The 15,110-nt window shown below is 43.9% G+C and carries 12 protein-coding genes; 8 read left to right on the forward strand and 4 right to left on the reverse strand.

Annotated features, from left to right (window positions below):
* Positions 1-112 precede the first annotated feature (112 nt).
* From B9T26_RS05770 to rplU, 4 genes are all read right to left on the reverse strand, one after another.
* Positions 113-1,609 (reverse strand): carotenoid oxygenase family protein, encoded by a 1,497-nt coding sequence (locus B9T26_RS05770; RefSeq protein ID WP_227518778.1) that lies wholly within the window; start codon positions 1,607-1,609, stop codon positions 113-115.
* A gap of 620 nt (positions 1,610-2,229) precedes the next feature.
* A complete protein-coding gene (lolA, locus tag B9T26_RS05775) occupies positions 2,230-2,925 on the reverse strand; it encodes an outer membrane lipoprotein chaperone LolA (RefSeq protein WP_086176295.1) in 696 nt (231 codons plus the stop codon).
* 221 nt (positions 2,926-3,146) lie between these two features.
* Positions 3,147-3,404, reverse strand: a complete 258-nt coding sequence (gene rpmA, locus B9T26_RS05780; protein ID WP_086198778.1) for a 50S ribosomal protein L27 — start codon at positions 3,402-3,404, stop codon at positions 3,147-3,149.
* Positions 3,405-3,423: 19 nt separating this feature from the next.
* Positions 3,424-3,735 (reverse strand): 50S ribosomal protein L21, encoded by a 312-nt coding sequence (rplU, locus tag B9T26_RS05785; RefSeq protein WP_086198779.1) that lies wholly within the window; start codon positions 3,733-3,735, stop codon positions 3,424-3,426.
* A 427-nt stretch (positions 3,736-4,162) separates the two neighbouring features.
* Between rplU and sdsA the strand changes: the two genes are divergently transcribed.
* From sdsA to B9T26_RS05825, 8 genes are all read left to right on the forward strand, one after another.
* Positions 4,163-5,140 carry an All-trans-nonaprenyl-diphosphate synthase gene (gene sdsA, locus B9T26_RS05790; RefSeq protein WP_086198780.1) on the forward strand — a complete coding sequence of 326 codons (978 nt, stop codon included), beginning with the start codon at positions 4,163-4,165 and terminating at the stop codon, positions 5,138-5,140.
* 33 nt (positions 5,141-5,173) lie between these two features.
* Positions 5,174-7,228, forward strand: coding sequence for a site-specific recombinase (locus B9T26_RS05795; protein WP_086198781.1), 2,055 nt, complete (start codon positions 5,174-5,176; stop codon positions 7,226-7,228).
* Positions 7,229-7,377: 149 nt separating this feature from the next.
* Positions 7,378-7,983: a phosphatase PAP2 family protein gene (locus B9T26_RS05800; protein ID WP_086198782.1), complete on the forward strand. Its 606-nt coding sequence runs from the start codon at positions 7,378-7,380 to the stop codon at positions 7,981-7,983.
* A 32-nt stretch (positions 7,984-8,015) separates the two neighbouring features.
* Entirely contained in the window at positions 8,016-9,284 is a 1,269-nt protein-coding gene (locus B9T26_RS05805) for an efflux RND transporter periplasmic adaptor subunit (protein ID WP_086198783.1), read from the forward strand.
* A 12-nt stretch (positions 9,285-9,296) separates the two neighbouring features.
* Positions 9,297-12,479 carry an efflux RND transporter permease subunit gene (locus B9T26_RS05810; RefSeq protein WP_086198784.1) on the forward strand — a complete coding sequence of 1,061 codons (3,183 nt, stop codon included), beginning with the start codon at positions 9,297-9,299 and terminating at the stop codon, positions 12,477-12,479.
* Entirely contained in the window at positions 12,479-13,939 is a 1,461-nt protein-coding gene (adeK, locus tag B9T26_RS05815) for a multidrug efflux RND transporter AdeIJK outer membrane channel subunit AdeK (RefSeq protein WP_086198785.1), read from the forward strand. The genes B9T26_RS05810 and adeK overlap by 1 nt, the downstream gene beginning before the upstream one ends.
* 105 nt (positions 13,940-14,044) lie before the next feature.
* Positions 14,045-14,401: a YbjQ family protein gene (locus tag B9T26_RS05820; protein ID WP_086198786.1), complete on the forward strand. Its 357-nt coding sequence runs from the start codon at positions 14,045-14,047 to the stop codon at positions 14,399-14,401.
* A gap of 3 nt (positions 14,402-14,404) precedes the next feature.
* The gene (locus tag B9T26_RS05825; protein ID WP_086198787.1) at positions 14,405-14,839 is read left to right on the forward strand and encodes a YbjQ family protein; all 435 of its coding nucleotides are present in this window, start codon (positions 14,405-14,407) and stop codon (positions 14,837-14,839) included.
* The last annotated feature ends 271 nt before the right edge of the window (positions 14,840-15,110 follow it).

Genomic DNA, 15,110 nt, shown 5'->3' on the forward strand with positions numbered 1-15,110 from the left:
CTTTTATCATGCGGCTTCACTATACAAAGCTCAGTAACTAAATGAAATTTAAAATATGTATCTTCAAAAAAGATAGACTGAGATAGACATACAAAGATGAAATTCGCTTGAGCTAAGACAAATCTACCCAATTGCCATGAAAGCCCAAGGGCACATGTACACCCAGGATAATTTCAGCTTGAGGCTGAAGCATTAAACCTTGCGCTTTTAGAATCACCACTTTGGATGATTCTTTATCGACATGATGCACATAAGATAACAGGTAGCCCTCACCTTCTGCCGTATCAACTGATTCTGGAATAAATACCACCTCTCCCGTCACCCATTGTTCTCCATAGGCATACGTGGTTTTTTCCTGTGTATGCATATCATGGCAAATCAAATGATTGGCTTTGGTCATGTTTAAAGGATCAAAACTGACACTATAAATATAACGATGCTGCTCACCCGTATAGCGTTCATCGATTCGTGGAAATTCCTGCGCCTGTGTATCTGATACCTGTCGATCTACGATGTGTTTCTTCGGATCAATGGTCCAGCGTTCCAATTGGGTATTTTGCTGCTCAAACGGACCTTGATGGGACTTTTTAAACATGGAGCGATGAACGACTACATCCAGAATAATGATCTGTTGCTCATTGCGATAAGCATTTGCGGCATGAAAAATAAAACACGGTTCTATAGCAATCCACTGTACTTCATCGGCACGGCCATATTTAGGCAAAATGCCAATTCGTGCCGCATGCTTTTCATTCCATTCATAAGGCAATGGATTTCCTTTGATGAGTTGCTTCAAAGAGAAGGTGACCGGCAAATCAAAAATTAAGATATCTTGAGCTGTAATGGCACAGTCATGAATCATGGGGCCATGCTGCACCGGAATTTTAGTCCAATGCACTAAATGCCCCTGCTCATCAATCACTTCATAATAAGCATGCTTAATATCCATCGCATCATAGCAGATAGCGTGCAAATGCCCGGTGTTATTGTCTTTATGCGGATGGGCGCTAAAAGGCAGGTCTGCATCGGTATTAAAAAGACGGTGTTCTTCCGTATTTAAATTTAAGTCCAACCGTGCCGGCAAAGTACCCGCTTCTACACTGGCCCAGATTTTATTGGCATGATAAAAGGCATTGGTATTCACGACATCTCCCGGACCACGGCGAAAACCGGCTTTAACAGGCTGGTGCTTTTGCTTTTGAATAGAATCCGTGGCGATATAGCGGCTCTTAAACCACGTGGCTTGACCCTGTTCAATTTTTAAAGCGTGCAGCATGCCATCACCAGTAAACCAGTGATAGGCATCTTGATTTTCCACATGAGTCGGATTAGGGCCTATTCTTAATAACAGTCCGGTTAAGTACTGTGGAATTTCACCAATCACCTGAAATTTATGCTTTTCTATCTCCTCTACCGGGCCAAATATGCCATGCAGATAAGGATTTTCTCCCCTAGCTTTAGATGAGTTTTGAACTGATTTTTTTGATCTTCTTTGCAGCCAGGTCACGCCCAACCCCATGACTTTTTGACGATAGCTATTGAACTTAGATTTTAATTTGGTGAAACGGGGGTAATCCAAGACTGAGGCACCTGTATTGTTATTTTCCACTTTTTATTCCTTCTGAGCTTCTGTCTTTGTTTTAGGTCACAATTATTTTTTGTATTTTGCCCTTTGCTGCTTATTCCTATCTACTGATCTTTATATAAGCTATATGGCTATATTAACCAGGCATCTTGTGTTTATTTTTGCATAACTTTTTGCATAATTAGGCTTTACCCGAAATGCCTCGTATTTTTTAGCCAATAAAATTTAAAAAACCACCCCATGAGGTAATGCTGATCAGTTAAGGAGTTTCGAAATAGACTCTTTAGCTTTTTAGCAGTTTACGACGGAGTCTTACCGTTTTAAATCAAAGTCTTGCAGCTCATTTGTTACTTTGGTTTCGCCCAAATGAGAAGCACAGCTTCGCAAGAAAGGCATCTTGCGGAGTAATACTCCTCACCGCAAAACTCGTCAGCCACTATCAACTAGCAAATTTATCGCAGAAACAATCATTTTTTAATGTAGTCCTGCCTCAAACAGTTGCGGATGACTTTTCCACATATCAACTACAGTCATGAATTTAAAAAAGAAAATACCAGTCAATTTCTTAACTGACTGGCATTAGCCACCTAGGACTGCTTTTTAAATGACATAAGTACTTAATTCAATAGTGATCAATCAATTTATTATTGATCAATAATATCGGTGCCTTTCGGCGGTGCGAAATTAAAGGTTGATGAAGCAATAGACGGATTCAATTTCACATTGTTAAAGCGCACATAGGTGGTTTGACCCAATGAATCCTGCAAAATCATCAAACTTGGTGCCTTGTTCGCGCCAAAACTAATAGTCAGACTTTGAAATGCACTATCTTTAACTTTTGGATACAAGGTGTAATAGGTCTTGCCTTTATCCGGCTGAGTCACCCGATAAGACTTCATAATCTGGCTGGTATTACCCGACAATAATAATGCAGGGGTATTAGCCACTTGCTCATCTAGACTTTGACGGACTGCCTGTTGTAAATCAGGATCGTAAATCCATACGGTTTTACCTGAAGTCACAATGGTCTGTTTTGAAGGACTAGTGGTTTCCCAGAAGAATTTTCCCGGACGAGCGACTTTCATTGCCCCTTTAAAGGTTTGATTCATGTGTTGTCCGGTCAAGCCTTTTTTCTGTGGGGCTTTACCCGAAGTTGCTTTTGTGGTTTGTTCAAAATTTGCTGACAACGTCCGAATATTACTTAACTGCTTAACCAGATTGTTCGTTGCTTGCTGCTCCGATGCTGCTACAGGTGCAGCAAAAACAGTTGTACTCATTACCGGTGCAAGCGTTGCAGCACCCAAGGTCATCGCACACAGGGTTTTACGAAGCATTTTCATATCATCACCTTTTTTATTTGCAGTATCGCAATTTTTTCAATGTTCCCATCTTAAACCAAATAATGTGGCTAAAATTAGAGAAAATAAGAAGATTTGTATTGTTATTAATAGTCAATGTAGCCATTTCTACATCATGATGAAGAACTTAAATCTTTTCCGGTTTAATTTATAGCCATAAAAAAACCCACAGAAACTGTGGGTCTTTTTCGTATTATTAAAACTTATGCAGTTTCAACAGATACATAGCGACGGCCAAATTGACCTTTCACTTCAAATTTGATCACGCCATCAGCGGTAGCAAATAAAGTATGGTCACGGCCCATACCTACGTTTACACCAGCGTGGAATTCTGTACCACGTTGACGAACAATAATGTTACCAGCAGTCACAGCTTGACCACCGTACATTTTAACACCTAACATTTTAGGGTTTGAGTCACGACCGTTACGTGTCGAACCACCGGCTTTTTTAGTTGCCATGTCTATTTACTCCTCGTAATTAGCCTGAAATAGCAGTAATTTTCAACTCGGTAAACCATTGACGGTGACCTTGTTGTTTACGGTAATGTTTACGACGACGCATTTTAATAATACGGATTTTGTCGTGACGACCGTGGCTAACTACTTCAGCAGTTACTGTAGCACCAGCAACAACTGGAGCACCAATTTGAATGCTTTCGCCGTTTACAAGCATCAACACGTCATCAAAAGTAACGGTTGAGCCAGTTTCAGCTTTCAACAATTCTACTTTAAGGGTTTCACCCTCAACAACACGGTGTTGTTTACCACCGCTTTGGATTACTGCGTACATAATGTACTCCAAACATGCCCGTGTCGTCGTGCCGATAAAGGAATATACCGATCTTAATACGAACGCCACTGGGGGGATATCTAAGGGCAAACATATTAAGTGATAATAAATCAAACAACAAGCCATTTCAGCGTTTTTTTGCACCTAGCTGTTGCTGATTTTATAAACGATTAAGACTGATTAAAAATAACCATGAAGATTTGAAGCTGACATTTTATAAAATGTAATAGATTTTTAAAATCAATTCGCTACTATAAAACACCCAATGCCAGTTTGATCACATATCTGGTGTAATAGTAGAATCCAGTCAAATTTAAAACCATTTGCCTAGTCAGGATTTAAACAACTATATTAAGATCTTAGCTTTATATCCACTATAGTTGTTACACTATAATAAGCAATTCAATTTTTAGAGGTTTCTCTTCATATGGCCATCGACTTTAAGCAAGACATTCTCGCTCCTGTTGCTTCAGACTTTGCTGCGATGGACACTTTCATTAATGAAGGGATCACTTCAAAAGTTGCCTTAGTGATGGCCGTGAGTAAACACGTGGTTGAAGCTGGCGGCAAACGTATGCGCCCCATCATGTGCTTATTGGCGGCAAAAGCCTGCGGTGCAGACAATATCGAGCGTCAGCGTAAACTGGCTGCCATTATTGAAATGCTGCATACCGCAACACTGGTGCATGATGATGTGGTCGATGAATCAGGCTTGCGACGTGGTCGTCCTACTGCCAATGCGACCTGGAATAACCAGACCGCAGTTCTGGTGGGTGATTTCCTGATTTCCCGTGCTTTCGATTTGCTGGTCGACTTGAACGACATGACCTTACTGAAAGACTTTTCTACCGGCACCTGTGAAATTGCCGAAGGTGAAGTGTTACAGCTGCAAGCCCAGCATCAGCCAGAAACCTCGGAAAAGACTTATCTCGATATTATTCACGGGAAAACCTCACGTTTATTCGAACTGGCCACTGAAGGCGCTGCGATTTTATCGGGTACACCAGAGTACCGTGAACCTTTGCGCGTCTTTGCCGGTCACTTTGGTAATGCCTTTCAAATTATTGATGATATTTTAGACTATACTTCCGATGCTGAAACATTAGGTAAAAATATTGGCGATGATTTAATGGAAGGCAAACCGACTTTGCCATTAATCTCTGCCTTGCAAAAAACGACTGATGAAGAACATGAAATTGTTCGTTTAAGTATTGCCACCGGCGGTCTTAACCAGCTGGATCGCGTGATCGAGATTGTGCAAACCTGTGGTGCTCTGGATTATTGTCGCCAACGTGCAACCGAAGAAACCCAGTTTGCGCTGAATGCACTAGATGCACTTCCTGATAGCGAATATCGTCAGGCATTGATTAACCTGACCCAGCTGGCCTTAAACCGAATTCAATGACGGGATTAGAAAGAAGATATTTACCCCTTGCCTATGCATATCAATTTTAATGATTTATTTTCAAAAATGCAGCAGCAGCTTGAGTCCAATCAGGCTGTGCTTGATGGTTCACTGCTGATTGAGTTAGTGAACCGTATTCGGCCTCATGACCCGGCTGATGTTGAAGAAATTAACCGCAAATTTCAGGCTTTCATTCAAGCCTTATTAATTACTCCCCATGCAGTCAACACACTGCAAAATTTCATCTTAAAATTAATCAGCCACTACAAACAGACCAGTCTATATGCCGATACCGGTATTTTGTCGCTGGATGGTTTCTGGAATCAGCTCGCTCAGCGCCTGGGTGCTCATTTTCTTCCCCTGATTAATGATGAAAACCAGCTGCAAGATTTGGTCCGTCGGGTTTTTTATCAACGCAGTGACAAATACTGGCTGGACAGTATTGCCGATGAAGACTGGCAGAAACTCTTTGCATTGATTAATCAGGGGCATAGCAATCAGCAAGAAAAGTTGCAGATTAAAAGTGAACTGATTAAAGCCATTACGGTTTTATCTTACCGGATTAGCGGTATTGGGCTGTATCCCGAATTTATTAACGCACAGCCTGATCTGACCGAATATGAATCGCCTTTTCTGGTTCAGAACCGGGAAATTAATGAATTCATTCAGCATTATAAATTACTGCATCAAAATACCGATCCTCTGGCAATCATTGCCCTACCCGATGCCTCACAAGCGCTGGTGATGATTGAGCAATGTCGTGATGTAGTGTTAAAAATTCGTCGTGCCATCAAACGGATTGGCGTGAGTATCAGTCTGACTTATTTATTGTCATTGCTGGAACAGTGTTTAGATCGGATCGAACTGCTCATTAACCTGATTGTTGAAAAAGATCAAATTCGTTATCAATCACTCAGTGCCTTGCTGGTCGATATTACCTCTGCCATTTATAGTGAACGGAGTGTGCGGTCTTTACTGGCAAATAACAGTGAATTAATTGCCTTGCAAGTGACCGAAAATGCCAGTAAAACCGGTGAGCATTATGTAAGTACCGACAAGCAAGGCTTTTGGTCGATGTACAAATCCGCCGCTGGTGCGGGTGTGATTATTGCCACCATGGCGACCCTGAAAATTCTGGCTACACGTCTGGTCATGGCACCGATGATGCAGGCATTTATCTTTAGCATGAACTATTCGCTGGGTTTCATGTTAATTCATGTCCTGCATTTCACTGTCGCCACCAAACAGCCTGCCATGACGGCAGCGGCACTGGCAGCCACGGTACAGCATCAAAAAGGTTCTAAAAATGCACAGATTGCTGAACTGGCAGCGCTGATTATTAATATTATCCGCACCCAGTTCATTGCCATTCTCGGCAATATCTCGATTGCCATTCCGACTGCTGCAGTGATTACCCTGCTCTGGCAATACGGCATGGATGAACCTCTTTTAAGCTATGCCAAAGCCACCAAGACCTTACATTCACTGAATCCGTTTACATCCTTGGCCATTCCACATGCTGCCATTGCCGGTGTATGTTTGTTCTTTTCTGGACTGATCGCCGGTTACTTTGACAATATGGCGGTGTACCGTAAAGTTGGGCCACGTTTAAAAGCACATGCCAAGTTAAAGCAACTGTTGGGACAAGAACGCCTAAACAGATTTTCTGCCTATATCGAACGAAATTTAGGTGCCTTGGCAGGGAATTTCTTGTTTGGGATTATGCTCGGCAGCATGGGAACCATTGGTTTTATTTTAGGACTGCCTTTAGATATTCGCCATATTGCCTTTGCTTCGGCCAACTTTATCCAAGGCACACTCTGTGTGAATGGCAGCCCAGAAATTGGTTTAATTTTTGTTTCATTTTTAGGCGTGCTGCTGATTGGTCTCACCAACCTGTTTGTCAGTTTTAGCCTGACCATTATTGTGGCATTACGTGCCCGGCGTGTTCGCTTTGAACAATGGAAGCCCTTAGCCAAACTGGTACTCACGCACTTCCTGACCCGTCCGAGTGACTTTTTCTGGCCACCGAAGACCCCACTGGAAGTCGATGAACTTAGCCCGGTACAAAAATATTCACAGAAGTAATCTATTATTTTTGTTTTACTTCCTGGTTAAAAATGGGTAAAAAGAAATTAGTATAATTTACACACACTTGAAATAAAGTGTACTGATGAGTACACTTTAACCATGAATTAGTCATACTTCAATCGGCTAACATAACCCGGGTTCCTTACATGCCTTACTTGTTGCTTGGTGTAGGATTTTTCTTATTTATTTTCAGCATCTTAATGCTAGTAAATCCATCCTTGAACCAGTTCGACTGGGTGATCACGGAATGGCTGAGCCAGCATCGTAGCCTGCCTTTAAATAGGATATTCATCACACTTTCGACTATAGGCGGTATGCCATTTGTATTATTTTTAACCACAGTCTGGTGTTTCCACCAAGCCTGGTATAAAAAATATGCAAATGTTATTTTCATTAGTTTAGGACTGATAGGAAGTATAGCCACGGTTTGGCTGCTCAAATATGTAATTTCAAGACCTCGCCCACCCGAAATGTATCATCTGGTCAACAGCTATGGTGCTGCATTTCCCAGCGCTCATAGTGTTTATGCCGCTAGCTTGGGTTGTCTTGCAATTTATCTAAGCCTTCGACATTCCAAACAGCACATCATTGTTATTGTTGCTTTTATGTGGTTGTTGATTATGGGAATTTCCAGGGTTTACCTTGGCGTGCATTTTTTCTCTGATGTCTTAGCCGGTTGGAGCATAAGTTTTATTTGGATCACACTACTTTATCTGCTGTATGCCAAATTGAGTAGGGCGAAAACAAATTAGTTTTTAGATAATAATCTAATCGAGGTGGAAGAATGATGTCTGCAAAGCTATGGGCGCCCGCCCTTACCGCTTGCGCATTAGCAACAAGTATTGCACTTGTTGGTTGTAGCAAAGATCCTAAGGATGCGCAGCAAGCTGCAGCAGCCCAAAAAATGCCACCTACTGAAGTTGGTGTCATTGTTGCCCAACCCCAAAGCGTAGAGCAATCTGTAGAACTTTCAGGCCGCACCACGGCATTTGAAATTTCTGAAGTCCGTCCACAAACCAGTGGTGTGATTCTTAAGCGTCTATTCACTGAAGGCAGCTATGTACGTGAAGGTCAGGCACTTTATCAAATTGATTCCAGCACAAACCGTGCGAACGTCGATAATGCCCGTGCTTCTATTGCCAGCGCTGAAGCAAATCTGAATGTTCTACGTGTCAAAGAAGGCCGTTACCGTCAATTGGTCGGTACAAATGCCATTTCAAAACAAGAATATGACGATATCGCTGCGCAAGTAAAACTGGCTGAAGCAACCTTGAATGCGAGCCGTGCAACCTTGAAAAATGCCGAAATCAACTTGGGCTACTCAACTGTACGTGCACCGATTTCTGGTCAGACTAACCGCTCAACAGTTACTTCAGGCGCTTTGGTAACAATGAACCAAGAAAACCCATTGGTGACTATTCAGCGTTTAGACCCGATTTATGTCGACATTAACCAGTCGAGTGCTGAATTACTGCGTTTGCGCCAGCAGTTGAATCAAGGCAGCTTGGGTAGCAGCAACAACACTAAAGTAAAGCTTAAACTGGAAGATGGCAGCTATTACCCGGTTGAAGGCCGTCTTGCATTCTCGGATGCCAGTGTAAACCCGGAAACCGGTACGGTAACTTTACGCGCGGTGTTCCAGAACCCGAATCATTTATTGCTTCCAGGTATGTATGCGACTGCGCAAATCGTGCAAGGTGTTATTCCGAATGCCATGCTGATTCCTCAGGCAGCGATTACCCGTACACCAACAGGTCAAGCCATTGCCATGGTTGTGAATGCCAAAGGTGTGGTTGAAACACGTCCTGTAGAAACTGCCGGCGTTCAAGCTAAAGACTGGATTGTGACCAAGGGCTTACAAATTGGTGAAAAAGTGATTGTTGATGGTATTGCCAAGGTGAAAGAAGGTGCGACTGTGGTTGCGAAGCCTTATCAGCCTCAAGCCGCTGCGCCTCAAGGTGCAGGTCAACCTGCAGCAGAAGCAAATAAAGCAGGCCAGCCAGCCGGTCAAGCACAACCTAAAACTGAACAAAAAGCTACTTCAAATGCGTAAGGGGTAGACTAAATGGCTCACTTTTTTATTCATCGCCCGATCTTTGCATGGGTGATTGCCTTGGTGATTATGCTGGCGGGTGTTTTAACCCTCAGCAAAATGCCCATTGCACAATATCCGACTATTGCGCCACCAACGGTGAGCATTTCGGCGACTTATCCAGGTGCATCTGCTGAAACTGTAGAAAATACAGTGACCCAAATTATTGAACAGCAAATGAACGGTCTTGACGGTTTACGCTATATTTCTTCAAATAGTGCGGGTAACGGTCAGGCATCGATTGCCTTGAACTTTGAACAAGGGATCGATCCCGATATTGCCCAAGTTCAGGTACAAAACAAATTGCAGTCTGCAACTGCGCTACTGCCTGAAGATGTACAGCGTCAGGGCCTCAAGGTGACTAAATCGGGTGCCAGCTTCCTGCAAGTTTTAGCATTCTATTCACCGAATGGCTCAATGACTGACGCCGACATTAAAGACTATGTAAACTCCAATATTTCTGAACCGCTGAGCCGTGTGGCAGGTGTGGGTGAAGTACAGGTGTTTGGTGGCTCTTATGCCATGCGTATCTGGTTGGATCCTGCAAAACTCAGCAGTTATCAACTGACTCCAAGTGATGTAGTAGCTGCCCTGCGTACTCAAAACGCACAGGTTGCCGTAGGTCAATTGGGTGGTGCACCTGCTGTTGAAGGTCAAGTACTGAATGCGACTGTAAACGCGCAAAGCCTGTTACAAACACCTGAACAGTTCCGTTCTATTTTCTTGAAAAATGTCGGTTCCGGTGCAAAAGTGACGGTTGGTGATGTCGCTAAAGTTGAATTGGGTTCTGACAACTATCAGTTCACTTCTAAATTTAACGGCAAACCTGCAGGTGGTGTAGCAATTAAGTTGGCTACCGGTGCAAATGCACTCGACACAGCAACAGCTGTCGAAGAACGCTTGCAACAACTGCGCAAAAACTATCCAAGTGATCTGAAAGACCAACTGGCATTTGATACTACTCCATTTATCAAACTCTCTATTGAAAGTGTGGTTCACACTTTAGTTGAAGCGATCATCCTGGTATTCCTGGTGATGTTCCTGTTCTTGCAGAACTGGCGTGCAACCCTGATTCCAACCATGGCAGTTCCTGTGGTGGTATTGGGTACTTTTGCCATCATCAACCTGTTTGGCTTCTCGATTAACACGCTCACCATGTTTGCCATGGTACTGGCCATTGGTCTGCTGGTGGATGATGCGATTGTGGTGGTCGAAAACGTTGAACGGGTCATGGCCGAAGAACATCTCGATCCGGTGAGTGCGACTGAAAAGTCGATGAGCCAGATTTCGGGTGCCTTGGTCGGGATTACCACAGTATTGACTGCGGTATTCGTACCGATGGCCTTCTTTAGCGGGACGACCGGTGTAATTTATCGCCAGTTCTCGATCACGCTTGTAACCGCGATGATTTTGTCATTGGCAATTGCCCTGACTTTTACCCCTGCCCTTTGTGCAACCTTGCTCAAACAGCATGATAAAGACAAGCCGGAAAGTAATGGTGTGTTCGCCCGCTTCTTCCGCTGGTTTAACCATAGCTTTGACCGCATGTCGGGCGGTTACCAGAAATGGGTTGGCAAACTGCTGATTCATAAAGTGATTGCCGGCGTTATTTATGCTGTGGTGATTGCGGGTCTATTGTTCATGTTCAAGAACCTGCCAAGCTCATTCCTGCCGAATGAAGACCAGGGTGTGGTGATGACACTGGTTCAATTACCGCCGAATGCCACACTTGACCGTACTGAGAAAGTCATTGATCAGATGAATGGCTTCTTTATGGAAGGTGAAAAAGCCAATGTCGATTCTGTATTCAGTGTCGCAGGTTTCTCTTTCACCGGTGTCGGTCAGAATGCCGGTTTAGCCTTCATTAAGTTGAAAGACTGGAGCGAACGTACCTCTCCTGAATCGCAAATCGGTGCCATTATCCAGCGTGGTATGGCATTGAACGTGATTGCCAAAGATGCTTCTTATGTGATGCCGTTGCAGCTTCCTGCAATGCCAGAACTGGGGGTTTCTGCCGGCTTTAACTTACAGTTGAAAGATGCTGCAGGTAGCGGTCACGAAAAACTGATTACTGCACGTAACATGATTTTGGGTATGGCTGCGCAAGACAAACGCCTTGCCGGTGTACGTCCAAACGGTCAGGAAGATACGCCACAATACAAAGTGTATGTGGATAACGAAAAAGCCAGCTCTATGGGCGTAAGCATTGCTGAAATCAACAACACCATGCGTATTGCCTGGGGCGGTTCATACATTAATGACTTTATTGACCGCGGTCGCGTGAAAAAAGTCTATGTTCAAGCCGTACCTGATGCGCGTATGATGCCGGAAGATTTAAACAAGTGGTACGTACGCAATAACCTGGGACAAATGGTACCGTTCTCTGCTTTTGCAACGGGTGAATGGACTTATGGTTCGCCACGCCTTGAACGTTATAACGGTATTGCATCGGTGAACATTCAGGGTACCCCTGCACCGGGCGTCAGCTCTGGTGATGCGATGCTTGCAATGGAAGAAATCATTGCCAAACTTCCGCAAATGGGCATGAGTGGTTTTGACTATGAATGGACAGGTTTATCTTTAGAAGAACGTGAAGCAGGTTCGCAAACTGCGGGTCTATACGGACTTTCTATGTTAATCGTGTTCCTGTGTCTTGCTGCATTGTATGAAAGCTGGTCTATTCCATTCTCGGTACTGTTGGTGATTCCTCTAGGTATTGTCGGTGCAATTGGCTTAACTTTCCTCGGCATGGTGTTACTGAAAGATCCAAACTTGTCGAATAACATTTACTTCCAGGTCGCGATTATCGCCGTCATTGGTTTGGCCGCGAAGAATGCGATCCTGATTGTAGAATTCGCGAAGGAACTGCAAGAAGATAAAGGCGAGCCTTTACTTGAAGCCACCTTGCATGCAGCAAAAATGCGTTTACGTCCAATCATTATGACCACCCTTGCCTTCGGTTTTGGTGTACTTCCACTGGCCATTGCTTCAGGTGCCGGCGCAGGTAGCCAGCACTCGGTAGGTTATGGTGTACTGGGTGGCGTAATCAGTTCAACTTTATTGGGTATCTTCTTTATTCCTGTGTTCTACGTCTGGATTCGAAGTATCTTTAAATACAAACCTAAAAAACGAAATGATCAGGAGCAAACATCGTGATGCAAAAGGTATGGTCTATTTCAGGTCGTAGCATTGCGGTATCTGCACTTGCGCTTGCTTTGACTGCATGTCAAAGCATGCGTGGCCCAGAGCCCGTAGCTCAAGCAAATATTCCAGAACAAGGTTATCTAACTGCTAATTCTGGACCTTCAATTGCTGAGCAAGGTTATAAAGACTTTTTTGCCGATCAGCGCTTGCTTCAAGTGCTTGATCTGGCACTAGCCAATAACCGTGACTTGCGTACTTCGACCTTAAACATTCAACGTGCGCAGCAACAGTATCAAATCACCCAAAACAACCAGCTTCCAACCATTGGTGCCAGTGGTAGCGTACTTCGTCAAGACACGCTCAACACCAGTGGCGCCATGACCAGCTACAATGTCGGTCTAGGTGTGACTGCCTATGAGCTGGATTTCTGGGGTCGTGTTCGTAGCTTAAAAGATAATGCTTTAGACACTTACCTGGCAACTTCGAGTGCACGTGATGCCACTCAGATTGCGCTGATTGGTCAAGTGGCTCAGGCATGGTTGAACTACTCGTTTGCCAATGCAAATTTAAAACTTGCAGACCAAACATTAAAAGCCCAACTTGAGTCTTATAACCTCAACAAAAAACGTTTTGATGTCGGCATCGACAGTGAAGTTCCTGTTCGTCAGGCACAGATTTCTGTCGAAACAGCGCGTAACGACGTTGCTAATTACAAGACTCAGATTGCACAGGCACAAAACTTGTTGAATCTGCTGGTCGGTCAAGCGGTTCCAGCGAACCTGTTGCCAAGCCAACGCGTAACCCGTATCAGTAAATCCAATGCACTGAGTGCAGGCTTACCAAGTGACTTGCTGAATAACCGTCCTGACCTGCGTGCTGCCGAATATAAACTTTCTGCAGCAGGTGCCAATATCGGTGCAGCTAAGGCACGTATGTTCCCGACCATCAGTTTGACCGGTAATGCAGGCTATGCGTCAACCAGCTTAAGCGACCTGTTTAAATCGGGTGGTTTTGTCTGGTCAATTGGTCCAAGTATTGACCTGCCAATCTTCGATTGGGGCACACGTAAGGCCAACATCAAGATTTCAGAAACAGATCAGCAAATTGCCTTGTCTGATTATGAAAAATCTATTCAATCCGCTTTCCGCGAAGTGAATGATGCCTTGGCAGTACGGCAAAATATTGGTGACCGTTTAGCAGCGCAACGCCGTCTGGTGGATGCAACCAATACTACTTATCGACTGTCGAATGCCCGCTTCCGTGCCGGTATTGACAGTTACCTGACTGTACTGGATGCACAACGTGCATCTTATGCAGCTGAACAAGGTTTATTGTTGCTTGAACAGGCCAACATGAATAACCAGGTTGAATTGTATAAAACACTGGGCGGCGGTCTTAAAGCCAACACCGGTGATGCCGTTCAACAGTCACCTTCTTCGGCTGAACGTAAAGCGGCAAACAGCGCTCAGTAATGTTCAAGTGTGATAAAAAAGCCTGCACCATGCAGGCTTTTTTATTGCTTTTTAAAGCCTGATTTTCTATCTTCACTAGAGTCTATTTCATTTGAATATCAAAAAATGCTGCTGAGTAATTTAGAAACTGTTCCGGGACATACCATTCGCCGTCAAATTGATGTGGTCTATGGCAGCACTGTGCGTAGTAAACATGTGGGACGTGACCTTTTGGCAGGTCTGAAAAATATTGTCGGTGGTGAACTGACAGCCTATACCGAACTGCTGGAGGAATCACGTCAGGAAGCCATGAACCGTATGATTGAGAAAGCAAAATCTTTAGGTGCAAATGCCGTGGTGGGGATCCGTTTTTCAACTTCAAATATTGCCCAAGGTGCTTCGGAACTATTTGTTTATGGCACTGCGGTGGTGGTTGAAGCAAATGCTCAAAAATTGCCTGATCCCTTCCCGACGCAAGGCTAAGCCATGGATGCCGTAATTTTAAAAGTCGTCATTTTTGTGATTTTATTTGCGATAGGCTGGGGCTTTGGTCGCCATATTGAAAGAAAGCATTTAACTGAACTGGATGAACAAGAACAGCGTTTGGCCTATATCACCTTGGACAATAACCGTTTTACGACCTCTCCATATCCGGGGCAACTGGTGAGCAGCAATGTGGTCATTTCCCATGATTACTTTAAATATGTGATTGCCAATATCCAGAATTTTTTTGGTGGTCGCTTAACCAGCTATGAAAGTGTGGTTGAACGTGCCCGCCGTGAAGCCATTGTCCGTTTAAAACTGGAAGCCGAGAAAATCGGCGCCACCCATATTATGGGCTTACGCCTAAGTACCACAGAGATGGGGATGCAAGGCGGCATGGTGGAAGTGTTTGCGTATGGCACGGCGATTCAGGGTTAAGTAAATTAAATAAGGTTTGAATCTCCCCCCCTAAATTCCCCTTTTTCAAAGGGGGACTTGCCATGTATTTCATTGTCTTTCAAGAAGCATAGCTCCTCCCTGATCCTAGCCAAAATAATGGACATGTAGTCCCTCTAAAGATAACGTAACGTTAACTTTGGAGATGTAAAAATGGCTAAACGCTTTAGTCCAGAATTTAAACAGCAAGCAATTGATTATGCACTTTCAAACTCACACGAGTCTGTAGCTGCAATCGCCCAGAAATTAGGTG

The organism is Acinetobacter sp. ANC 4169 (assembly GCF_002135355.1).
Classification (GTDB): domain Bacteria; phylum Pseudomonadota; class Gammaproteobacteria; order Pseudomonadales; family Moraxellaceae; genus Acinetobacter.

Coding starts and splice junctions, on each gene's coding strand:
- lolA (WP_086176295.1), bottom strand. CDS start 2,925: ATGAAAATGCTTCGTAAAACCCTGTGTGCGATGACCTTGGGTGCTGCA.
- rpmA (WP_086198778.1), bottom strand. CDS start 3,404: ATGGCAACTAAAAAAGCCGGTGGTTCGACACGTAACGGTCGTGACTCA.
- rplU (WP_086198779.1), bottom strand. CDS start 3,735: ATGTACGCAGTAATCCAAAGCGGTGGTAAACAACACCGTGTTGTTGAG.
- sdsA (WP_086198780.1), top strand. CDS start 4,163: ATGGCCATCGACTTTAAGCAAGACATTCTCGCTCCTGTTGCTTCAGAC.
- B9T26_RS05795 (WP_086198781.1), top strand. CDS start 5,174: ATGCATATCAATTTTAATGATTTATTTTCAAAAATGCAGCAGCAGCTT.
- B9T26_RS05800 (WP_086198782.1), top strand. CDS start 7,378: ATGCCTTACTTGTTGCTTGGTGTAGGATTTTTCTTATTTATTTTCAGC.
- B9T26_RS05805 (WP_086198783.1), top strand. CDS start 8,016: ATGATGTCTGCAAAGCTATGGGCGCCCGCCCTTACCGCTTGCGCATTA.
- B9T26_RS05810 (WP_086198784.1), top strand. CDS start 9,297: ATGGCTCACTTTTTTATTCATCGCCCGATCTTTGCATGGGTGATTGCC.
- adeK (WP_086198785.1), top strand. CDS start 12,479: ATGCAAAAGGTATGGTCTATTTCAGGTCGTAGCATTGCGGTATCTGCA.
- B9T26_RS05820 (WP_086198786.1), top strand. CDS start 14,045: ATGCTGCTGAGTAATTTAGAAACTGTTCCGGGACATACCATTCGCCGT.
- B9T26_RS05825 (WP_086198787.1), top strand. CDS start 14,405: ATGGATGCCGTAATTTTAAAAGTCGTCATTTTTGTGATTTTATTTGCG.